Here is a 20,217-nt window from a genome sequence, read left to right as displayed (position 1 = left end):
GATGGCAGGATTAAAACTACAGGCGGTCACCAAGTCTTACGACGGTAAAACGCCGGTGATCAAACAGATCGACCTCGACGTGGCGGACGGTGAATTCATCGTGATGGTCGGCCCGTCCGGCTGCGGCAAATCCACGCTGCTGCGGATGGTGGCCGGGCTGGAGCGCACCACCAGCGGCGATATCTATATCGATACCCGGCGCGTGACCGATCTGGAGCCCAAGGATCGCGGCATCGCGATGGTGTTCCAGAACTACGCGCTCTATCCGCACATGAGCGTGTACGACAACATGGCTTACGGCCTCAAGATCCGCGGTTTCGGCAAGGAGCATATCCGCCAGCGGGTGGAGGAAGCGGCGCGCATCCTGGAGCTGGAGCCGCTGCTCAAGCGCAAACCGCGCGAACTTTCCGGCGGCCAGCGCCAGCGCGTGGCGATGGGGCGCGCCATCGTGCGCGAACCGGCGGTGTTCCTGTTCGATGAACCGCTGTCCAACCTGGACGCCAAGCTGCGGGTGCAGATGCGCCTGGAGCTGCAACAGCTGCACCGACGCCTGAAAACCACCAGCCTGTACGTGACTCACGACCAGGTGGAGGCGATGACGCTGGCGCAGCGGGTGATCGTAATGAACAAGGGCGTGGCGGAGCAGATCGGCACCCCGAGCGAGGTGTATCAGCGGCCGGCTTCGCTGTTCGTCGCCGGCTTTATCGGCTCGCCGGCGATGAACCTGTTGCCCGGCACCCTGAGCGCCGACGGCGGCCAGCTGCTGCTGGCGGACGGCATGACGCTGCCGTTGCCGGCGGCCAAGCCGCAGTGGGCGGGGCGGCAGTTGACGCTGGGCATTCGGCCGGAGCATATTCAGCTGGTGGCGCAAGGCCAGGGCGTGCCGCTGCAGCTGCAGACGCTGGAACTGCTGGGGGCCGACAATCTGGCGCACGGCCAGTGGGGCGGTCACGGGGTGATCGCGCGGCTGTCGCATGAAACCTTGCCGACGGCGGGCAGTACGCTATATTTGCAGCTGCCTGCTCAGGCGCTGCACTTCTTTGACACCCACAGCGGATTACGGATGGATTGATGACGAGACCCTGGCCTTACCCTCATATTGTCGCCCACCGCGGCGGCGGCTCTCTGGCGCCGGAAAACACCCTGGCGGCGATCAACGTCGGCGCGCGCCACGGCCACAAGATGATCGAGTTCGACGCCAAGCTGGCGCAGGACGGGCAAATTTTCCTGCTGCACGACGACACGCTGGATCGCACCAGCAACGGTTGGGGCGTGGCGGGCGAGCTGCCGTGGGACAAACTGGTGCAGCTGGACGCCGGCAACTGGTACAGCTCGGCCTTCAAGGGCGAGCGGCTGCCGCTGCTGTCGGAAGTGGCGGAACGCTGCCGGGAACACGGCCTGATGGCCAATATCGAGATCAAACCGACCACCGGCAGCGACGATGAAACCGGGCGGGTGGTGGCGCTGGCGGCGCGGTTGCTGTGGCAAGGGCAGACCGACCCGCTGCTCTCCTCCTTCTCGGTGGAAGCGTTGGCGGCGGCGCAGCGCACCGTGCCGGATTTGCCGCGTGGTCTGCTGCTGGAGGCCTGGGACGACAACTGGCGCGAGCTGACGGAGCGTCTGGACTGCGTCTCGCTGCATATCGACCACAAAGCGCTGACCGCCGAGCGGGTGAAAGCGTTGAAAGACGCCGGTCTACGCATTCTGGTGTATACCGTCAACCAACCGGATCGCGCGCGTCTGCTGCTCGACTGGGGCGTTGACTGCATTTGCACCGACCGGATAGATTTGATTGGCCCGGATTTTTAATCCGGCGCCGATGAATCCCGCGACGACAAGCCTTGCCGCCGCGCCACCGGAAGGAATGCGATGCCAGGCTTCATGATGTCACTGTGGCACCAGATCGTGCTGTCTTTACCGCTGTTCGTCCTGATCGCGTTGGGTTATGGGCTGATTCGCTGGGGGAAATGGCCTTCCAGCATCACCGATGGCCTGACGCGCTTCGTGTTTTCCCTCGCTTTGCCCGCCATGCTGTTTCGCATGATGTGCGATTTCTCGCAGCGCCCGGCGGTCGACGCTCGGCTGCTGATCGCGTTCTTCGGCAGTTGCCTGCTGGTGTTCGTGCTCGGCCGCCTGGTCGCCCGGCACCTCTTCCGGCTGGATGGGGTCGCTGGTTCGGTGTTTGCGCTGGGCGGTATTTTCTCCAATAACGTGATGCTCGGTTTACCGATCGCCAGCGTGATGCTGGGGCAGGCGGCGATCCCGTCGGTAGCGCTGGTGCTGGTGTTCAACGGCCTGATCCTGTGGACGCTGGTGACGGTGTCGATCGAATGGGCGCGCAACGGCTCGCCGACGCTGAGCGGCTTTGCCAAAACCGCCCGCAGCGTGCTGACCAACCCGTTGATCGTCGGCATCCTGTCCGGCACCCTGTTCAGCCTGACCGGCCTGCCGCTGCCGGCCTTCGTCGATCGGCCGGTCAGCATGCTTGGCCAGGTGGCGGCACCGCTGTCGCTGGTGGTGCTCGGCATGGGCCTGGCGGAGTATCGCATCAGCGAAGGCTGGCAGCTGAGCAGCGCCATCTGCGTGCTGAAGTTGCTGGTGCAGCCGTTGGTGATTTGGCTGCTGGCCTGGATGATGGATCTGCCGCCGATGGAGACCCGCGTGGTGGTGCTGTTGGGCTCAATGGCGGTGGGGGTGAACGTCTACCTGATGTCGCGCCAGTTCAATACGCTCACCGGCCCGGCCGCCACCAGCCTGGTGATGTCCACCGTGCTGGCGGCGATCACCACGCCGCTGATCCTCACCGTTATGGGCGTGCGGGCGTAGCCGGCATCGGCGCCTGCGGCACCGCCGGCGCGGTGCGATTGAACGGATCGCGCGGCTGGTTGCCGTTAGGCAGCAGTTGCCCGCCGTTCGGCGCGGTTTGCAACAGCTGTTGCCGTTGATTGTCGAACTGTCGCTGCTGCTGCAGGCGGCGTTGATCCATCTGCCGGTTGTTCAACAAGCGCTGTTGTTGCGCCTGCTGGCTGTTTTGGTTGAGTAACTGCTGCTGTGAGCGCAGGTCGGTTACGCCGTTGGCCGCCGCCGCCAACCCAGGCAGCAACAGTAGAGCGAACAGAATGTGAGAAGTTTTCATGATGGTTACCTCGCCTTTTTATTAAGCCTAACTCAGCGGTGAAATTTTGCTGGTAGTTTGTATTTTGTTCAGATGTAAACCGCCTTTCATCCCCTTATGCGTCCATCTTCCGTTACAATCGCGGTTTATGAATTGTTAGGATGAACCCATCGTGCTGCTCTTGGTTATCACCACCATTCTGTGGGCGTTCTCTTTCAGCCTGATCGGCGAATATTTGGCGGGCCATGTCGACAGCTGGTTCTCGGTGCTGATGCGCATCGGGCTGGCGGCGCTGGTGTTCCTGCCGTTCCTGCGCTGGCGCAACATCAAACTCAAGGTGATCCTGCTGTATATGCTGGTGGGCGCCTTCCAGCTGGGCATCATGTACCTCATCAGCTTCCGCGCTTATCTCTATCTGACGGTGCCGGAGTTCCTGTTGTTCACCGTGCTGACGCCATTGTACATCACGCTGATCTACGACTTGCTGAGCGGCCGTCGCCTGCGCTGGGGCTACGCCTTCAGCGCGCTGCTGGCGGTGCTGGGCGCGGCGATCATTCGCTATCACCAACTGAGCGAACACTTCTGGTGGGGGTTGTTGCTGGTGCAGGCGGCGAACATCAGCTTCGCCATCGGCATGGTCGGCTATAAGCGCCTGATGGAAGTGCACCCCTTGCCGCAGCACACCGCCTTTTCCTGGTTCTACCTGGGGGCGGCGGCGGTGGCGGTGGTGGCCTGGTTCCTGTGGGGCAATCCGCAGCAGCTACCAACCACCAATCTACAGTGGGGCGTGCTGATCTGGCTGGGCGTGGTGGCGTCGGGGTTGGGTTACTTCATGTGGAACTACGGCGCGACGCAGGTCGATGCCGGCACGCTCGGCATCATGAACAACATGCATGTGCCGGCCGGCTTGTTGGTCAACCTGGCCATTTGGCAGCAGCAGCCGCACTGGCCGAGCTTTATCCTCGGTGGGGCGGTGATCGTCGCTTCACTGTGGGTGCACCGCCGCTGGGTGGCGCCGAAACAGCTCGGCTAAACGGGGGCCGGCAGTTTATACGCCGGCCGCCAACGCTTTGGCGCCGGTCGCGCCAGGGCGTGCGGCGTCGCGCACGAACGGCAGATGATCGCAGGCGTGCTGGCGGGCCGAGCGGATAAAGGCTTCGGTCACCGCCTGGCGCTGTTCACCGTCGCGCACGGCGGCGTACAGGCGGCTCCACAGGCCGTCACCCAGGGTTTTGGTCACCACCAGCCCCTGCCGTTCGAAACTTTCCACCACCCAATGCGGCAGCGCCGCAATCCCCATCCGCGCCGAGACCATCTGGATCAGCAGCAGCGTGTTATCGACGTTCTTCAACGCCGGGTTGACGCCCGCCGGCTGCAGGAAATGCCGCCAGATATCCAGCCGCTGGCGCTGCACCGGGTAAATCAACAGCGTTTCATCGCTCAAGTCTTCCGGCTCGATGTGCAGCTTGCCGGCGAGCGGATGATCCGGCGCCAGCACCAGACGCACCTCAAAATCGAACATCGGCGAATAGTGCAGGCCGCTGCGCGGCAGGATATCCGACGTCATCACCAGATCCAGCTCGCCTTGTTGCAGGGCCGGCTGCGGATCGAAAGTGACGCCGGAGGTGAAGTCCATCACCACCTGCGGGAAACGCTGGCGGAAGTTGTCCAGCGCCGGCGTCAACCACTGAATGCAGCTGTGGCATTCGATGGCGATGCGCAGCGTGGTTTGATGCGGTTCGTGGCAGGCCTGAAGCGCCTGCTGGATCTGCGGCAGCACCTGTTCCGCCAGCTGCAGCAGGATCTCGCCCTGGGCGGTGAAGCGCAGGGGCTGGCTCTTGCGCACGAACAGCTTGAAGCCCAGACGTTGCTCAAGATCGCTGAACTGGTGCGACAGGGCAGACTGCGTCTGATGAAGTTGGGCCGCCGCCCCCGCCAACGAACCGCTGTTGCGCAGAGCCTGCAGCGTCCGTAAATGTTTCAGTTCGATCATGAGAGTCCTTCACATTGACAGTGAATAAATTGCGCTTGTGGTTAATACAGTACCTGCTGATTATGGATGTGTAAACATCTGGACGGCTAAATGGGGAATATGACGATGGCAATCTTGAATCACACACTGGGTTTTCCTCGCGTTGGGCTACGACGTGAGCTGAAAAAAGCTCAGGAAAGCTACTGGGCCGGCAACTCAACGCAGGAAGAGCTGTTGGCGGTTGGCCGCGAGCTGCGCGCTCGTCATTGGCAGCAGCAACGGCAGGCCGGGGTGGATTTGGTGCCGGTCGGCGATTTCGCCTGGTACGATCATGTGTTGACCACCAGCCTGCTGCTGGGCAACGTGCCGGCGCGCCATCTGAATGCGGATGGCTCTATTGATCTGGACACGCTGTTCCGCATCGGCCGTGGCCGCGCACCGACCGGCGAGCCGGCGGCCGCGGCGGAAATGACCAAATGGTTTAACACCAACTATCACTACATGGTGCCCGAATTCCAGCAAGGCCAGCAGTTCAAGCTGGGCTGGACCCAACTGCTGGACGAAGTGGACGAAGCGCTGGCGCTGGGGCATCACATCAAGCCGGTGTTGCTTGGCCCAGTGACTTATCTGTGGTTGGGTAAAGTGAAGGGCGAGCCGTTCGACCGCCTGTCGCTGCTGAAAGAGATCCTGCCGGTTTACCAGCAGGTGCTGGCGGAGCTGGCGAAGCGCGGCGTCGAGTGGGTGCAAATCGACGAACCTGCGCTGGTGCTGGAGCTGCCGCAAGCCTGGCTGGACGCCTTCAAACCGGCGTATGACGCGTTGCAGGGGCAGGTTAAGTTGCTGTTGACCACGTATTTCGACAGCGTCGGCCACAACCTCGACACCATTCGCACGCTGCCGGTGCAGGGGCTGCACGTCGATCTGGTCGCCGGCCATGACGATATCGCCGCGCTGAGCGCCGTATTGCCGCAAGACTGGCTGCTGTCGCTGGGCGTGATCAACGGCCGCAACGTTTGGCGCGCCGATCTGAGCCGCTGGTTCGAACGTCTGCAGCCGCTGGTGGGACAGCGCCCGCTGTGGATCGGCACCTCCTGTTCACTGCTGCACAGCCCGATCGATCTGAGCGTGGAAAGCCGTCTGGACGAAGAAGTGAAAAGCTGGTTCGCCTTCGCCCTGCAAAAATGCGCCGAGCTGGCGCTGTTGAGCTCGGCGCTGAACGCGCCTGACGCGACGAAACAGGCCGAGCTGGACGCCTACAGCGCGCCGATCCGCGCCCGTCGCCAGTCGAACCGCGTGCATAACCCACAGGTTGAGCGCCGTCTGGCCGCGATCACCGCGCAGGACTGCGAACGCCGCAGCGCGTACGCCGAGCGCGCCAGGGCGCAGCGCGAGCGTTTCAAGCTGCCGGCCTGGCCGACGACGACCATCGGTTCGTTCCCACAGACCACCGAAATCCGCGGCCTGCGTCTGGACTTCAAACAGGGCCGTTTGGACGGCAGCAACTACCGCACCAGCATCGGTGAGCACATCAAACAGGCGATCGTCGAGCAGGAGCGTCTCGGGCTGGACGTACTGGTGCACGGTGAAGCCGAGCGCAACGACATGGTGGAATATTTCGGTGAGAACCTCGACGGCTTCGTGTTTACCCAGAATGGTTGGGTGCAGAGCTACGGTTCCCGCTGCGTGAAGCCGCCGGTGATCATCGGTGACGTCAGCCGCCCGGAAGCCATTACCGTCGAATGGGCCAAATTCGCCCAGTCGTTGACCGACAAGCCGGTGAAAGGCATGTTGACCGGGCCGGTGACCATCCTGTGCTGGTCGTTCCCGCGTGAAGACGTGACCCGCGAAGTGATCGCCAAGCAGATTGCGCTGGCGCTGCGCGACGAGGTGGAGGATTTGGAAAAAGCCGGCATCGGCATCATTCAGATCGACGAACCTGCGCTGCGCGAGGGGCTGCCGCTGCGACAATCCGACTGGGCCGCCTACCTGAACTGGGCGGTGGACGCCTTCAAATTGAACGCCGCCGTGGCGCAGGATGACACCCAGATCCACACCCACATGTGTTACTGCGAGTTCAACGACATCATGGACTCCATCGCCGCGCTGGACGCCGACGTGATCACCATCGAGACCTCGCGTTCCGATATGGATCTGCTGGAAGCCTTCAAAGAGTTCGAATACCCGAACGAAATCGGGCCGGGCGTCTACGATATCCACTCGCCGAACGTGCCGAGCGTGGAATGGATCGAAGCGCTGCTGCGTAAAGCAGCGCAGAACATCCCGGCGGAACGCCTGTGGGTCAACCCCGATTGCGGCCTGAAAACTCGCGGTTGGCCGGAAACCCGGCAGTCGCTGGCCAACATGGTATTGGCGGCGCAGCGCCTGCGCGAGCACGCGTGATGCCGTGCGGCGGGTAAACCGCCGCAGATAGATTTACTGGTGTGATGATTGGGCGCTTCGGCGCCCTTTTTTATGTGAGGAGGATTACTTGACGCCGTGCTGGGCGAACCACGCCAGCATGCGCTGCCAGCCGTCTTCCGCCGCTTCGGCGTTGTAGCTGGGGCGATAGTCGGCGTTGAATGCGTGCCCGACGCCAGGATACACCACGATTTCGGCATCGGCGTTGGCGGCGCGGATCGCCTGACGCATGTTTTCCACCGTATCCAGCGGAATGCCGCTGTCCTGCCCGCCATACAGCCCCAGCACCGGCGTTGACAAGTGTGTGGCGACATCGACCGGATGCTTCGGCGAATTCAGCGTTTTTTCACCCACCAGTTTGCCGTACCAGGCGACGGCCGCTTTTAACTGCGGGTTGTGCGCCGCGTACAGCCAGGTAATGCGGCCGCCCCAGCAAAAACCGGTGATCGCCAGCTTGCCGGCGTCGCCGCCGTGGCGGATAGCCCAGTGCGCGGCGTGATCCAGATCCGACAGCACCTGACGATCCGGCACCTTGGTCACCAGCTGCTGGAACAGCTCGCCGATATCGGTGTAGTCGTTGGCGTCGCCCTGGCGGAAATAGAGCTCGGGGGCAATCGCCAGATAGCCCTGTTTGGCCAGACGACGGCACAGATCCTGAATATGTTCATGGACGCCGAAGATTTCCTGCACCACCAGCACGATGGGGAAGGGGCCGTTGTGGTCGGCGGGTTTGGCGACGTAGGCCGGCAGCGCGTCTCCCTGGGAAGGAATAGTCGTTTGCCCGGCGTGAATGCCCTGTTCATCGGTGATAATCGCGGAGGCGGCTACCGGCGCGGCGGCCGGGGCGAATCCTCCCTGAGCCTGTTCTAATGTCATCACATGTTCGGTTTTCATTGCGGTCTCCGTGCAATAGAAAAAAGCGCTGAGATTAACTATAGGAAAGATTACCCATTATTGGCGCTGCGTGGCGCACTTTCGGACAAGTCGATAAAAAACGGCTAATTATCTGGCTTTACGGCATTTTTAAGCGCTTTTTATCATGTTATTACGCGTTTTGGCCCGCGTAAGTGCCATAAGGTGCGTTAGAGGGCTTTTTTGTCCCTAAGCAACCGATAAGATGGGGGTATTTCGAATTGATGAGCTAAATAGTTTCAGCCGGCAATCAACGGGCAGGGAGCGGCAAGGTTTGTCGGCTAGACTGAGGTTTAGCGGTGCGTTCTGGATGCCTTATAGTGCTTTTTTTTGTGATAAAAATCACAAAAAATATGTAGCATGTAATTTGTTTCTCTTTTCATAGTGACTATCGTCACGAAATTAAGCGGCGATTTTCAGTAGAGTGCTTTTTTGTTCCTCCCAATAAACATGATCCATGAGGAGTCTCGTATGTCTCAGTCTGATGTTTTTCATCTCGGCCTCACCAAGAACGATTTACAAGGGGCCCAGCTTGCCATCGTGCCGGGCGATCCGCAGCGCGTAGAGAAAATTGCCAAGCTGATGGAAAATCCGGTGCATCTGGCCTCCCATCGTGAATTCACCACCTGGCGCGCAGAGCTGGACGGCAAGGCGGTGATCGTCTGCTCCACCGGCATCGGCGGCCCGTCTACCTCTATCGCGGTGGAAGAGTTGGCGCAGCTGGGCATCCGCACCTTCCTGCGCATCGGCACCACCGGCGCCATTCAGGCGAACATCAACGTCGGCGACGTGCTGGTGACTACGGCAGCGGTACGCCTCGACGGCGCCAGCCTGCACTTTGCGCCGATGGAGTTCCCGGCGGTCGCGGACTTCGCCTGCACCACCGCGCTGGTGGAAGCGGCCAAAGCCAGCGGCGCCACCACCCACATTGGCGTGACGGCTTCTTCCGATACCTTCTATCCGGGCCAGGAACGTTACGATACCTACTCTGGCCGCGTGGTCAGCCGTTTCAAAGGCTCGATGGAAGAATGGCAGGCGATGGGCGTGATGAACTATGAAATGGAATCCGCCACGCTGCTGACCATGTGCGCCAGCCAGGGCCTGCGCGCTGGCATGGTGGCCGGGGTGATCGTTAACCGCACCCAGCAAGAGATTCCGAACGCCGAGACCATGAAAAACACCGAAAGCAAAGCGGTGCAGATCGTGGTGGACGCCGCCCGCCGTCTGCTGTAATCGCCTTATCTCAACGGGCCGCCGACGCGGTCCGTTGAGATTGATGACAAACCTCATGCCATTGCCCGGTTTGCAGAAAGCAGCGGATAACAAACAGGGAAAATCAATTTATTGATTTTCGGCGGATAACTACAAAGGAGGAAAAACCGCGTTTTTTCCTCCTTTGTCAACGGACTGAACGGGCCGCCGACGCGGTCCGTTTTTCCATTCGCGGCTAATCTGTTACGGTGATACTCCTCAGCGCTGCGCCGATGGCTGCCGCGCGTTGTCAGAACAAAAACAACGAGGACGTTTATGACCGCCCAGATCCTGCTTCATCCTTCGCTTGCGCCGCTCGACGGCGGCATTAACTTCCGTGACTTCGGCGGCAACGGCGTGGCCGACGGGCGCCGCATCAAACGCGGCCTGCTGTTCCGCTCCGGTTCTCTCGAGCGGCTGACAGAAAACGACTGCACTTTCCTCGCTGGGGTGCCGGTGCGTTCGGTGCTGGACTACCGCGATGCCGACGAAGTGCAGGCCAAACCGGATATTCTGTGGAATGGCGCCGACTATCACCACGTGCCGGCCAACCCGCTGAGCAGCGAAGTCAACGCCAACCTGGAAAAGCTCACCAACGAAACGCTGGCCGCTTTCGACGCCCGGGCGTTCATGCTGGAGCTGTATCGCCGCCTGCCGTTCGGCAATGCGGCCTATCAGCGGTTGGCGCAGCTGTTGAGCAACCCCGGCGGCGGCGCGATCGTGCAACACTGCGCGGTCGGCAAGGATCGCACCGGAGTCGGTTCGGCGCTGGTGCTGTTCGCGCTGGGGGCCGACGAAGCGACGGTGCTGGAAGACTATCTGCTGACCGAAACCACGCTGGCCGCTTTCCGCGAGCAGATGCTGGATCAGCTGTCTATCAAGTTGAATGCGGCGGCGCTCGAGCAATTCGCCTACGTGCTCAGCGCGCGCGAGGAGTTCCTGATGACGGCGCTGGGCTGCATCCGCCAACAATACGGCTCCACCGACCGCTGGCTGGAAGCGGAATACGGCCTGGGCGCGGCCCAGCGCGAAGCGCTGCGGGCATACTACCTCGAGTAAATTGCCGCGTGTTTAGCCGGGGTTTAACTCGCCCCGGCTTATCCTAGGCGGCGAACCATCGCGTATCAGGAGCCCCGCATTGAGCCTCAATGACGTTATCAACTGGGTCAGCGACGTCGTGCGTCAGCACGAAGGCTGGGCCATTCCCATCATCTTCTTCCTGGCGTTCGGCGAGTCGCTGGCGTTTTTGTCGCTGCTGCTGCCGGCCACGGTGATCCTGCTGGCGCTGGGCGCGCTGATCGGCGAAAGCGGCATCGCCTTTTGGCCGATTTGGGCCGCCGCCGCCGCCGGGGCGTTTTTCGGCGACTGGCTCTCGTACTGGATCGGCTACCACTATCAGGATCGGGTAGCCCATATGTGGCCGCTGTCGCGCAATCCGCAGCTGCTGGCGCGCGGCCACGCCTTCTTTGAGCGCTGGGGCGTGCTGGGCATTTTCATTGGCCGCTTCTTCGGCCCGCTGCGCGCCGTGGTGCCGCTGGTGGGGGGCATTTGCGGCATGCCGCAGCGCTACTTCCAGTTGGCCAACGTCACGTCGGCGATGATCTGGGCGTTCGGCATTCTGGCGCCGGGGGCGTTCGGCATCAAGTGGCTCAGCCAGTGGCTGGGCTGATTTCTCGCTAAATTGCGCAGCGCCGCGCAATATTGTGCGCGGCGGGCAAAATCAGGCTGGACATCCATACAGCCTCCCCTTAACGTGACGGGCAATGGGCGTGCGAAACGCCGGAACGGCAAGGTGCAACAGGAGGCAGGGTGGATACCAGTCTGATTTATGGGATTGGCGGCGTCGCGATCGGCATGCTGTTAGGGTGGCTGATCGCCAGTCTGCGAGTGCAGCAGACGAACGCGCAACATGAAACCGAACTGCGGTTGCTGGAGCAAGCGTTGCAGCAGGCGCAGCAGGAGACGGCCGTGCGGCAGGAGGCCCTGCTGCGCCACGAACAGCAGTCACGCCAGAACGAGCTGGAGCTGCGCAACCTGCACAGCCAGCTGGCGGCCGGGCATGAAAAACTGCAACAGCTCAACCATTGGCGCAACGAATGCGAGCTGCTCAACCAAGAGCTGCGCGCCCAGCGCGAGGTGAACAGCGCGCAGGAGGCCGAGCTGCGCGAAGTCACCATCCGTCTGGAAGAGACGCGCATGGCGGCGGAAGAGAAGCAGCGTCTGCTGATCAACAGCGAACAGCGCCTCACCACCCAGTTTGAAAACCTCGCCAACCGCATTTTTGAACACAGCGGCCGCAAGGTGGACGAGCAAAATAAGCAAAGTTTGGATCGGTTACTGCTGCCGCTGCGCGAACAACTGGACGGTTTCCGCCGGCAGGTGCAGGACAGCTTTGGCCAGGAGGCGCGTGAGCGCCACACGCTGACGCACGAGATACGCAATCTGCAGCAGTTGAATGCGCAGATGGCGCGGGAGGCCATCAACCTCACCAAGGCGCTGAAAGGCGACAACAAGACCCAGGGCAACTGGGGCGAAGTGGTGCTGAGCCGGGTGCTGGAAGCCTCCGGCCTGCGCGAAGGGCACGAGTATGAAACGCAGGTCAACGTGCGGGTAGATCATCAGAGCCGCATGCAGCCCGATGTGATCGTGCGCCTGCCGCAGGGCAAGGATGTCGTGATCGACGCCAAGATGTCGCTGATCGCCTACGAGCGCTATTTCAACGGTGAAGACGAGGCGGAGCGCGAAGCGGCGCTGAGCGAACATATCGCTTCGCTGCGCGGCCACATTCGCATGCTGGGCCGCAAGGACTACCAGCAGCTGCCGGGGCTGCGTTCGCTGGACTATGTGCTGATGTTCATTCCGGTCGAGCCGGCCTTCCTGCTGGCTATCGATCGCGAGCCGGAGCTGATCAGCGAAGCGCTCAAGCACAACATCATGCTGGTCAGCCCGACCACGTTGCTGGTGGCGCTGCGTACCATAACCAACCTGTGGCGCTATGAGCATCAGAGCCAGAATGCCCAGCGCATCGCCGAGCGCGCGGCGAAACTGTATGACAAGATGCGGCTGTTCGTGGACGATATGTCTGCGCTGGGACAGAGCCTGGACAAGGCGCAGGGCAGTTATCGTCAGGCGATGAACAAACTGAGCGAAGGCCGTGGTAATCTTATCGGCCAAATTGAAGGTTTCCGCGCGCTGGGGGTTGAGGTCAAGCGGCCGATAAACCCGCTGCTGGCGCAGCAAGCCGGCGCGCAACACGATGAAGCGGAAGAGGCGAACGACGACGAGGTCGCCGCGCTGCCGCAGACGAACGACGATGATGATACCACCGGGGAACCGGGCTTCGTTTCGCACGGCTGAGGCCGTGGCGAGGTGGGGTATTCCTCGGGCTTCTGGTACACTCATCCACACAAAATTGACTGAATAGCAGGCAGGACAATGGCAGATCAATCGCAGGAAACCACCGATTTCGGTTTTCGCACCGTCGCTAGAGACGAAAAACAGGCCATGGTGGCGGACGTTTTTCATTCGGTAGCGGCAAAGTATGACGTGATGAACGACCTGATGTCGTTCGGCATCCACCGTATCTGGAAGCGTTTCACCATTGACTGCAGCGGCGTGCGCCGCGGGCAGCGCGTGCTGGATCTGGCCGGTGGCACCGGCGACCTGGCCGCCAAGTTCTCCCGCATGGTTGGCGAGCAGGGGCAGGTGGTGCTGGCGGACATCAACGATTCGATGCTGAAGATGGGGCGCGAGAAGCTGCGCGATCGCGGCATCGTCGGCAACATCAATTACGTGCAGGCCAACGCCGAAGCGCTGCCGTTCCCGGACAATTACTTCGATTGCATCACCATCTCCTTTGGCCTGCGTAACGTCACCGACAAAGACAAAGCGCTGCGTTCGATGTTCCGCGTGCTGAAGCCGGGCGGCCGCCTGTTGGTGCTGGAGTTCTCCAAACCGCTGCTGGCGCCGCTGAGCAAAGCTTACGACGCATACTCTTTCCACGTGCTGCCGAAGATCGGCGAGCTGGTAGTGAAAGATCCGGACAGCTATCGCTATCTGGCGGAATCGATCCGTATGCACCCCGATCAGGAAACCCTGAAGGGCATGATGGGCAACGCCGGTTTTGAAAACGTCACCTATTTCAACCTGACCGGTGGGATTGTCGCCCTGCATCGCGGCTTCAAGTTCTGAGAGGGAGATGCCGATGCTGTTTACCCCTCTGCTGACCGGTGCGCTGGAAACCTCGCTGAATAACCTGCTGTTTCGCGATCGCAGCATGAAAGCCGCTCGCCAACGCCTGGCGGGCAAGGTGCTGCGCATCGAACTGGAAGAGTTGGCTTCACCGCTGGTGCTGGTGTTCAGCGAACTGCGCGTGGATGTGCTGGGGCAGTCTGAAGACAGCGCCGATTGCACGGTGCGCAGCCGCATTCCCTCCTTACTGAAGCTGCGCGATCGCCAGCAGTTGCCGGTGCTGATGCGCAGCGGCGAATTGACGGTGGAAGGGGATATTCAGGTGGTGCAACAGCTGGTTGGCCTGCTCGATCTGGCGGAGTGGGATCCGGCGGAATGGCTGGCGCCCTATATCGGCGATATCGCCGCTCAAGGCATTACGCAGGCGCTGGGCAAAGGCGCTTCGTTACTCAAGGCCGGATTGATGCGTCGGCAGCAAGACATGGCTGAGGCGCTGACGGAAGAGTGGCGTCTGGCGCCGGGGCCGCTGGAAGTGGTGTGGTTCAATGAAGAAGTGGATGCGCTCGCCCGCAGCGCGGAAGCGCTGATTGCCCGCATGGATAAGTTGGAGGGCAAGCGATGACCCCAGGCGAACTGCGTCGTTTGTATTTTATCGTCCGCGTTTTTCTCAGCTATGGGCTGGACGAGTTGATCCCGACAATGCGTTTGACGCTGCCGCTGCGCTTCGGCCGCCGGTTGCTGTTCTGGATGCCTAATCGGCACAAGGACAAACCGCTGGGCGAACGTCTGCGGCTGGCGCTGCAGGAATTGGGGCCGGTCTGGATCAAGTTCGGCCAGATGATGTCGACCCGCCGCGATCTGTTCCCGCCGCACATTGCCGATCAGCTGACGCTGCTGCAGGATCGGGTGGCGCCTTTCGACGGTGCGCTGGCGCGCAAGCATATCGAGCTGGCGATGGGCGGCCCGCTGGAAACCTGGTTCGACGACTTCGAGCAGCAGCCGCTGGCGTCCGCTTCGATCGCGCAGGTGCATACCGCGCGGCTGAAAACCACCGGCCAGGAAGTGGTGCTGAAGGTGATCCGGCCGGATATCGGGCCGATTATCAAAGCCGACGTGCGCTTGATGTACCGGCTGGCAGGCTGGGTGCCGAAGCTGTTGCCGGACGGCCGCCGCCTGCGTCCGCGCGAAGTGGTGCGCGAGTACGAAAAAACCCTGCTGGACGAATTGAACCTGCTGCGCGAAGCGGCCAACGCCATTCAGCTGCGTCGCAATTTCGACGGCAGCCCGATGCTGTACGTGCCGGAAGTTTACTCCGACTACTGCCGCGAAAGCGTGTTGGTGATGGAGCGTATCTACGGCATTCCGGTCTCGGACATAGCCACGCTGGAGCAGCAGGGCACCAACATGAAACTGTTGGCGGAACGCGGCGTTCAGGTGTTCTTTACCCAGGTATTCCGCGACAGCTTCTTCCATGCGGACATGCATCCCGGTAATATTTTCGTCAGCTACGAACATCCGGAAGATCCTTGCTACATCGGCATCGACTGCGGCATCGTCGGTTCGTTGAACAAGGATGACAAACGCTATCTGGCGGAAAACTTCATCGCCTTCTTCAACCGCGATTACCGCAAGGTGGCGGAACTGCACGTCGACTCCGGCTGGGTGCCGCGCGACACCAACGTGGAAGACTTCGAATTCGCCATCCGTACCGTGTGCGAACCGATTTTCGAGAAGCCGTTGGCGGAGATCTCCTTCGGCAACGTGCTGCTGAACCTGTTCAACACCGCGCGCCGCTTCAATATGGAAGTGCAGCCGCAGCTGGTGTTATTGCAGAAGACCTTGCTGTATGTTGAAGGGCTGGGGCGTCAGCTTTACCCGCAGTTGGATCTGTGGACCACCGCCAAGCCGTTCCTCGAGAGTTGGCTGCGCGATCAGGTCGGCATTCCCGCCGTGGTGCGCGCGCTGAAAGAGAAGGCGCCGTTCTGGGCGGAGAAACTGCCCGAGCTGCCCGAGCTGTTTTACGACAGCCTGCAGCAGCATAAACTGTTGCAACAAAGCGTTGATAAGCTGACCAACCAGATGCAGGCTCAGCGGGTTCGTCAGGGGCAGTCACGTTATTTGTTCGGCGTTGGCGCTACACTGTTGGTAAGCGGCACGCTGTTGCTGCTGGGGCAAATCGAGGTGTTCCCCGCCTGGATGATGGCCGCCGGCATCGTATGCTGGGTGATTGGCTGGAAGCGAACCACCTGATTTAATTCGTTACTCTGGTAAAGTCGGCTCTATAATGCGGGCTGGCTTTAAAAGACCCCTTAAAATTAGAGGTAATTAAAATGGGCGGTATTAGTATTACGCAATTGTTGATCATCGCAGTGATCGTGGTGCTGCTGTTCGGTACCAAAAAACTGCGCACGCTGGGTTCCGATCTCGGCGCCTCGATCAAGGGCTTCAAAAAAGCGATCGGCGACGATACGCCGTCGACCCCCAACACGGCTGAAAAAAGCAGCCTGGATGACGCTGATTTCTCGGCCAAGCCTATTACCGATAAGCAGCCGGAAGTGAAACCGGAAGAGTCGAAGAACAAAGAGCAGGTATAAACCGTGTTTGACATTGGGTTTAGTGAGCTGCTGCTGGTGCTGGTGATCGGCCTGGTTGTTCTGGGGCCGGAACGCTTGCCGGTTGCGGTCAGAACGGTATCGGGCTGGATCCGCGCGCTGCGCTCGCTGGCGGCCTCGGTGCAGCACGAACTGTCTCAGGAGCTGAAGCTGCAGGAGCTGCAGGACAGCCTGAAGAAAGCCGAACAGGCCGGCCTGCAGAACCTGACGCCGGAGTTGAAGGCGTCGATGGATGAGCTGAAAGACGCGGCGGAATCCTTGAAACGCACCTACCGGGGCGAGAAAGAAGAGCTGGCGAACACCATCCATAACCCGCAGGCCATCGATCCGGAAGCCTTGCACGACGGCGTGACGCCGGCGGAAGCGGCAACCAGCGCCAGCGCGCCCGCCGCCGTGCCAAAACCGGCAGTGGAACCTGAAGCCGTCGTGGCTGCGCCAGTGGCGGCGCAACCGGCTAAAGCGCCGGTGGAAACCGCGCCTGCTCCTGTCGAACCTGTTGCGGATAAAACCCCAGCGTCTTATCAACCTAGTGGCGATCGTTAATACATGGCTGTTGAAGATACCCAACCCCTTATCAGTCATCTGATAGAGCTGCGCAAGCGGCTGTTGAACTCGATTATTTGCGTACTGGCGGTGTTCGTGGTGCTGGTGTTTTTCGCCAACGACATCTACCAACTGGTTTCTGCGCCGCTGCTCAAGCAGTTGCCGGCCGGCGCGAGCATGATCGCCACCGACGTGGCGTCACCGTTTTTCACCCCGATCAAGCTGACCATGATCGTTTCGGTGTTCGTCTCCGCGCCGATGATCCTGTATCAGGTATGGGCGTTTATCGCGCCTGCGCTGTACAAGCATGAACGCCGCCTGATGATGCCGTTGCTGGTGTCCAGCAGCCTGTTGTTTTACCTCGGCATGGCCTTCGCCTACTTCATCGTGTTCCCGCTGGCCTTCGGCTTCTTCGCCAAGACCGCGCCGATGGGGGTGACCATTGCGACCGACATTAAAAACTACCTCGATTTCGTCATGGCGCTGTTTATGGCGTTTGGCGTCGCCTTCGAAGTGCCGGTCGCCATCATTCTGCTGTGCTGGAGCGGCGTCACTTCGCCAGAAGACCTGAAGAAGAAACGGCCGTATGTGTTGGTCGGCGCGTTTGTGGTCGGCATGTTGTTGACGCCGCCGGATGTGTTCTCGCAAACCCTGCTGGCGATACCGATGTATCTGCTGTTTGAAGTGGGGGTATTCTTCGCTCGCTTCTATACCGGCAAACGCCGTCCGCAGGCGGAAGACGACGACGAGGGTGACGAACCCCCAGCGCCCTGATCCACATTGATTGCGAAGCCGCCCATAGGGCGGCTTTTGCTTTGGAAAAAACCATGTTTGATATCGGCGTTAACCTCACCAGCAGCCAATTCGCCAAAGACCGCGAGACCGTGGTGGAGCGCGCCCGCGCGGCGGGCGTTACCGGGATGCTGATTACCGGCACCGATCTGCCTGAGAGCCGCGAGGCCGCCAAACTGGCGCAGCAGCATGCGGGCTATTGCTGGTCCACCGCCGGTGTGCATCCGCATAACGCCGGCAGCTGGGATGAACGCAGCGCCGAGCAGATTTATGCCCTGGCCGCCGGCCCAGAAGTGGTGGCGATCGGTGAATGCGGTCTGGATTTCAACCGCAACTTCTCAACGCCGGAGCAGCAGGAAGCGGCGTTCAGCGCGCAACTGGCGCTGGCGGCGGAGTTGGCGCTGCCGGTGTTTCTTCACTGTCGCGACGCACACGCACGTTTTGCCGAGCTACTGACGCCGTGGTTGGATAAACTGCCCGCGGCCGTGGTGCACTGCTTCACCGGCACCGCCGAAGAATTAGCAAGCTGCCTGTCGCTGGGCCTGTCGATCGGGATTACCGGTTGGGTATGCGACGAGCGGCGCGGTCTGGAATTGCGCGCCCTGCTGCCGCAGATCCCGGCCGAGCGTCTGCTGCTGGAAACTGACGCCCCTTATCTGTTGCCCCGGGATTTACAGCCTAAACCCGCATCTCGCCGCAACGAACCCTGTTTCCTGCCCCACATCGTGCATCAGGTCGCCGTCTGGCGGCAGGAAGAGCCGCAATGGCTGGGGCAAAAAACCGATGAGAACGCCCGCCGGCTATTCCGGCTGGTTTGAGCTAGGAGAAAACTATGAGCTATGCATTTCCGGGCACCTTTCCTGGTCGCCGTATGCGCCGCGTGCGCCGTCATGACTTCAGCCGCCGTCTGGTCGCCGAAAACCAACTGACGGTCAATGACCTGATTTATCCGGTGTTCGTCATGGAAGGCAGCAACCGCCAGGAAGAAGTGGCCTCGATGCCGGGCGTATCGCGCATGACGATCGATCTGCTGGTCAAGGAAGCGGAAACCATCGCCAAACTCGGCGTGCCGGTGATCTCCCTGTTCCCGGTGATTGAACCGGGCTTGAAATCGCTGCATGCGGAAGAAGCCTATAACCCGGAAGGGCTGGTGCAGCGTACGGTGCGCGCGCTGAAAGACGCGGTGCCTGAGTTGGGCATTCTGACCGACGTAGCGCTCGATCCCTACACCACCCACGGTCAGGACGGGGTGATCGATGAGCAGGGCTACGTGATTAACGACGTGACCAAAGACATTCTGGTGCGTCAGGCGCTGTCTCATGCCGAAGCGGGCGCGGAAATCGTGGCGCCGAGCGACATGATGGACGGCCGTATCGGGGCGATCCGCGATCGTCTGGAACTGCAGGGCCTGGTGAACACCCAGATCATGGCCTACTCCGCCAAGTACGCTTCCTGCTATTACGGTCCGTTCCGCGATGCGCTGGGTTCCAGCGGCAACCTGAAAGGCGGCAACAAAAAGACCTATCAGATGGATCCGGCCAACAGCGATGAAGCGCTGCAAGAGATTGCGCAGGATCTGCAGGAAGGCGCGGACATGGTGATGGTGAAACCGGGCATGCCTTATCTGGATGTGGTGCGCCGGGTGAAGGATACCTTCGGCGTGCCGACTTTCGCTTATCAGGTGTCCGGTGAGTACGCCATGCACATGGCGGCGATTCAGAACGGCTGGCTTCAGGAGCAGCCTGCGGTGATGGAGTCGTTGATGTGCTTTAAACGCGCCGGCGCCGACGGCGTGCTGACCTACTTCGCCAAGCGTGTCGCCCAATGGCTGCATGAAGAAGCGCTGCGCCGCTAAGCGCGATACCGTAAAAAAGGCGCCTGAGGGCGCCTTTTTGCATTACATTTTCTGGAATTGCCGATTGTCGATGCTTTGACTGACCTGTTTGTTGATCAGGTTGAGCAACAGCATCGAGCGGGCCTCGCCGTCCGGCTCGGTGTAGATCGCCTGCAGCCCTTCGAATACGCCATCGACGATCAGAACGGTATCGCCCGGCTGCGGGGTTTCCGGATCGACGTAGGTCTCGCTGGTGTGCGTGCGCAGTTCATCGATCACCTTGCTCGGGATGACGCTCGGCAGCGCGCCGAAACGCACGAAGTGGCTGACGCCGCGGGTGGCGCTGATGGTGGTGGTGTGAATGCGCTCCGGGTCGAATTCCACAAACAGATAATTGGGAAACAGGGGTTCGCTGACCGCGATGCGCTTACCACGCACGATTTTTTCCAGCGTGATGATCGGGCTGAGGCAGTTTACCTGCTGCCGCTCCAGATGTTCCTGCGCTCGCAACAGCTGACCGCGTTTGCAATAAAGTAGATACCAGGATTCCATAATTTCACATGCCTTTCTGCCAGCC

The 20,217-nt window shown here is 60.9% G+C and carries 21 protein-coding genes; 17 read left to right on the top strand and 4 right to left on the bottom strand.

The features are described 5' to 3' along the window. The first annotated feature begins 1 nt into the window (after nt 1). Genes ACJ8IP_RS18800 through ACJ8IP_RS18790 form a run of 3 tightly spaced genes read left to right on the top strand, consistent with a single transcriptional unit; the run spans nt 2 to nt 2,826 of the window. On the top strand, nt 2-1,072 hold the full coding sequence (locus ACJ8IP_RS18800) for a sn-glycerol-3-phosphate import ATP-binding protein UgpC (protein ID WP_060434765.1): 1,071 nt from the start codon (nt 2-4) through the stop codon (nt 1,070-1,072). Further along, a complete protein-coding gene (ugpQ, locus tag ACJ8IP_RS18795; RefSeq protein WP_047573114.1) occupies nt 1,072-1,809 on the top strand; it encodes a glycerophosphodiester phosphodiesterase in 738 nt (245 codons plus the stop codon). Before ACJ8IP_RS18800 ends, ugpQ begins: the two co-directional genes overlap by 1 nt. Nucleotides 1,810-1,869: 60 nt before the next feature. After that, nucleotides 1,870-2,826, top strand: a complete 957-nt coding sequence (locus ACJ8IP_RS18790) for an AEC family transporter (protein WP_047573112.1) — start codon at nt 1,870-1,872, stop codon at nt 2,824-2,826. Here ACJ8IP_RS18790 and ACJ8IP_RS18785 read toward each other — a convergent pair. Further along, a complete protein-coding gene (locus tag ACJ8IP_RS18785) occupies nt 2,807-3,136 on the bottom strand; it encodes a hypothetical protein (protein WP_033652650.1) in 330 nt (109 codons plus the stop codon). The genes ACJ8IP_RS18790 and ACJ8IP_RS18785 overlap by 20 nt on opposite strands. A 151-nt stretch (nt 3,137-3,287) precedes the next feature. Here ACJ8IP_RS18785 and ACJ8IP_RS18780 point away from each other — a divergent pair, with 151 nt between their 5' ends. Continuing rightward, a complete protein-coding gene (locus tag ACJ8IP_RS18780; protein WP_033652651.1) occupies nt 3,288-4,148 on the top strand; it encodes a carboxylate/amino acid/amine transporter in 861 nt (286 codons plus the stop codon). Nucleotides 4,149-4,163: 15 nt separating this feature from the next. On the opposite strand, the gene metR is transcribed toward ACJ8IP_RS18780, so the two are convergent. Then, nucleotides 4,164-5,108, bottom strand: a complete 945-nt coding sequence (gene metR, locus ACJ8IP_RS18775) for an HTH-type transcriptional regulator MetR (RefSeq protein WP_147838377.1) — start codon at nt 5,106-5,108, stop codon at nt 4,164-4,166. Between the two features lie 90 nt (nt 5,109-5,198). On the opposite strand from metR, the gene metE reads away from it, so the two are divergent. After that, on the top strand, nt 5,199-7,487 hold the full coding sequence (metE, locus tag ACJ8IP_RS18770; RefSeq protein ID WP_273974489.1) for a 5-methyltetrahydropteroyltriglutamate--homocysteine S-methyltransferase: 2,289 nt from the start codon (nt 5,199-5,201) through the stop codon (nt 7,485-7,487). Nucleotides 7,488-7,571: 84 nt separating this feature from the next. Here metE and ACJ8IP_RS18765 read toward each other — a convergent pair whose 3' ends face one another. Continuing rightward, nucleotides 7,572-8,399: a dienelactone hydrolase family protein gene (locus ACJ8IP_RS18765; protein WP_033652652.1), complete on the bottom strand. Its 828-nt coding sequence runs from the start codon at nt 8,397-8,399 to the stop codon at nt 7,572-7,574. Between the two features lie 489 nt (nt 8,400-8,888). Between ACJ8IP_RS18765 and udp the strand changes: the two genes are divergently transcribed. The 12 genes from udp to hemB all read left to right on the top strand — a co-directional run bounded on the left by udp (nt 8,889) and on the right by hemB (nt 19,661). After that, a complete protein-coding gene (udp, locus tag ACJ8IP_RS18760; RefSeq protein WP_004934432.1) occupies nt 8,889-9,650 on the top strand; it encodes a uridine phosphorylase in 762 nt (253 codons plus the stop codon). A 294-nt stretch (nt 9,651-9,944) separates the two neighbouring features. Then, nucleotides 9,945-10,727 (top strand): tyrosine-protein phosphatase, encoded by a 783-nt coding sequence (locus tag ACJ8IP_RS18755; RefSeq protein WP_033652653.1) that lies wholly within the window; start codon nt 9,945-9,947, stop codon nt 10,725-10,727. Nucleotides 10,728-10,806: 79 nt separating this feature from the next. After that, nucleotides 10,807-11,337: a DedA family protein gene (locus ACJ8IP_RS18750; RefSeq protein WP_004934438.1), complete on the top strand. Its 531-nt coding sequence runs from the start codon at nt 10,807-10,809 to the stop codon at nt 11,335-11,337. 140 nt (nt 11,338-11,477) lie between these two features. Then, nucleotides 11,478-13,025: a DNA recombination protein RmuC gene (gene rmuC, locus ACJ8IP_RS18745; RefSeq protein WP_033644974.1), complete on the top strand. Its 1,548-nt coding sequence runs from the start codon at nt 11,478-11,480 to the stop codon at nt 13,023-13,025. A gap of 78 nt (nt 13,026-13,103) precedes the next feature. Further along, on the top strand, nt 13,104-13,859 hold the full coding sequence (ubiE, locus tag ACJ8IP_RS18740) for a bifunctional demethylmenaquinone methyltransferase/2-methoxy-6-polyprenyl-1,4-benzoquinol methylase UbiE (protein ID WP_004934443.1): 756 nt from the start codon (nt 13,104-13,106) through the stop codon (nt 13,857-13,859). Nucleotides 13,860-13,872: 13 nt separating this feature from the next. Beyond that, nucleotides 13,873-14,481 (top strand): ubiquinone biosynthesis protein UbiJ, encoded by a 609-nt coding sequence (gene ubiJ / locus ACJ8IP_RS18735; protein ID WP_033644973.1) that lies wholly within the window; start codon nt 13,873-13,875, stop codon nt 14,479-14,481. Continuing rightward, nucleotides 14,478-16,109, top strand: coding sequence for a ubiquinone biosynthesis regulatory protein kinase UbiB (gene ubiB / locus ACJ8IP_RS18730; protein ID WP_033644971.1), 1,632 nt, complete (start codon nt 14,478-14,480; stop codon nt 16,107-16,109). Before ubiJ ends, ubiB begins: the two co-directional genes overlap by 4 nt. Nucleotides 16,110-16,189: 80 nt before the next feature. Further along, nucleotides 16,190-16,453: a Sec-independent protein translocase subunit TatA gene (tatA, locus tag ACJ8IP_RS18725; protein ID WP_004934452.1), complete on the top strand. Its 264-nt coding sequence runs from the start codon at nt 16,190-16,192 to the stop codon at nt 16,451-16,453. A gap of 3 nt (nt 16,454-16,456) precedes the next feature. Then, on the top strand, nt 16,457-17,014 hold the full coding sequence (gene tatB, locus ACJ8IP_RS18720) for a Sec-independent protein translocase protein TatB (protein ID WP_147881024.1): 558 nt from the start codon (nt 16,457-16,459) through the stop codon (nt 17,012-17,014). Between the two features lie 3 nt (nt 17,015-17,017). Continuing rightward, a complete protein-coding gene (tatC, locus tag ACJ8IP_RS18715) occupies nt 17,018-17,788 on the top strand; it encodes a Sec-independent protein translocase subunit TatC (RefSeq protein ID WP_033644968.1) in 771 nt (256 codons plus the stop codon). Nucleotides 17,789-17,841: 53 nt separating this feature from the next. Then, entirely contained in the window at nt 17,842-18,624 is a 783-nt protein-coding gene (gene tatD, locus ACJ8IP_RS18710) for a 3'-5' ssDNA/RNA exonuclease TatD (protein ID WP_042785623.1), read from the top strand. A 14-nt stretch (nt 18,625-18,638) separates the two neighbouring features. Next, the gene (gene hemB, locus ACJ8IP_RS18705; RefSeq protein ID WP_042783470.1) at nt 18,639-19,661 is read left to right on the top strand and encodes a porphobilinogen synthase; all 1,023 of its coding nucleotides are present in this window, start codon (nt 18,639-18,641) and stop codon (nt 19,659-19,661) included. A 42-nt stretch (nt 19,662-19,703) separates the two neighbouring features. On the opposite strand, the gene rfaH is transcribed toward hemB, so the two are convergent. Next, a complete protein-coding gene (rfaH, locus tag ACJ8IP_RS18700) occupies nt 19,704-20,192 on the bottom strand; it encodes a transcription/translation regulatory transformer protein RfaH (protein WP_033644965.1) in 489 nt (162 codons plus the stop codon). Nucleotides 20,193-20,217 lie beyond the last annotated feature (25 nt).

The organism is Serratia sp. CY52157, assembly GCF_052168495.1.
In the GTDB taxonomy this organism is placed as follows: Bacteria; Pseudomonadota; Gammaproteobacteria; order Enterobacterales; family Enterobacteriaceae; genus Serratia; species Serratia ureilytica.
The sequence above is the reverse complement of the archived record's forward strand: the minus strand, read 5'-3'. Positions and strand labels throughout refer to the sequence as shown.

Coding starts and splice junctions, on each gene's coding strand:
- tatC (WP_033644968.1), top strand. CDS start 17,018: ATGGCTGTTGAAGATACCCAACCCCTTATCAGTCATCTGATAGAGCTG.
- tatD (WP_042785623.1), top strand. CDS start 17,842: ATGTTTGATATCGGCGTTAACCTCACCAGCAGCCAATTCGCCAAAGAC.
- tatA (WP_004934452.1), top strand. CDS start 16,190: ATGGGCGGTATTAGTATTACGCAATTGTTGATCATCGCAGTGATCGTG.
- hemB (WP_042783470.1), top strand. CDS start 18,639: ATGAGCTATGCATTTCCGGGCACCTTTCCTGGTCGCCGTATGCGCCGC.
- ubiB (WP_033644971.1), top strand. CDS start 14,478: ATGACCCCAGGCGAACTGCGTCGTTTGTATTTTATCGTCCGCGTTTTT.
- ACJ8IP_RS18785 (WP_033652650.1), bottom strand. CDS start 3,136: ATGAAAACTTCTCACATTCTGTTCGCTCTACTGTTGCTGCCTGGGTTG.
- ACJ8IP_RS18755 (WP_033652653.1), top strand. CDS start 9,945: ATGACCGCCCAGATCCTGCTTCATCCTTCGCTTGCGCCGCTCGACGGC.
- rfaH (WP_033644965.1), bottom strand. CDS start 20,192: ATGGAATCCTGGTATCTACTTTATTGCAAACGCGGTCAGCTGTTGCGA.
- udp (WP_004934432.1), top strand. CDS start 8,889: ATGTCTCAGTCTGATGTTTTTCATCTCGGCCTCACCAAGAACGATTTA.
- ubiJ (WP_033644973.1), top strand. CDS start 13,873: ATGCTGTTTACCCCTCTGCTGACCGGTGCGCTGGAAACCTCGCTGAAT.
- ACJ8IP_RS18790 (WP_047573112.1), top strand. CDS start 1,870: ATGCCAGGCTTCATGATGTCACTGTGGCACCAGATCGTGCTGTCTTTA.
- ACJ8IP_RS18800 (WP_060434765.1), top strand. CDS start 2: ATGGCAGGATTAAAACTACAGGCGGTCACCAAGTCTTACGACGGTAAA.
- metE (WP_273974489.1), top strand. CDS start 5,199: ATGGGGAATATGACGATGGCAATCTTGAATCACACACTGGGTTTTCCT.
- ugpQ (WP_047573114.1), top strand. CDS start 1,072: ATGACGAGACCCTGGCCTTACCCTCATATTGTCGCCCACCGCGGCGGC.
- ACJ8IP_RS18765 (WP_033652652.1), bottom strand. CDS start 8,399: ATGAAAACCGAACATGTGATGACATTAGAACAGGCTCAGGGAGGATTC.
- ubiE (WP_004934443.1), top strand. CDS start 13,104: ATGGCAGATCAATCGCAGGAAACCACCGATTTCGGTTTTCGCACCGTC.
- metR (WP_147838377.1), bottom strand. CDS start 5,108: ATGATCGAACTGAAACATTTACGGACGCTGCAGGCTCTGCGCAACAGC.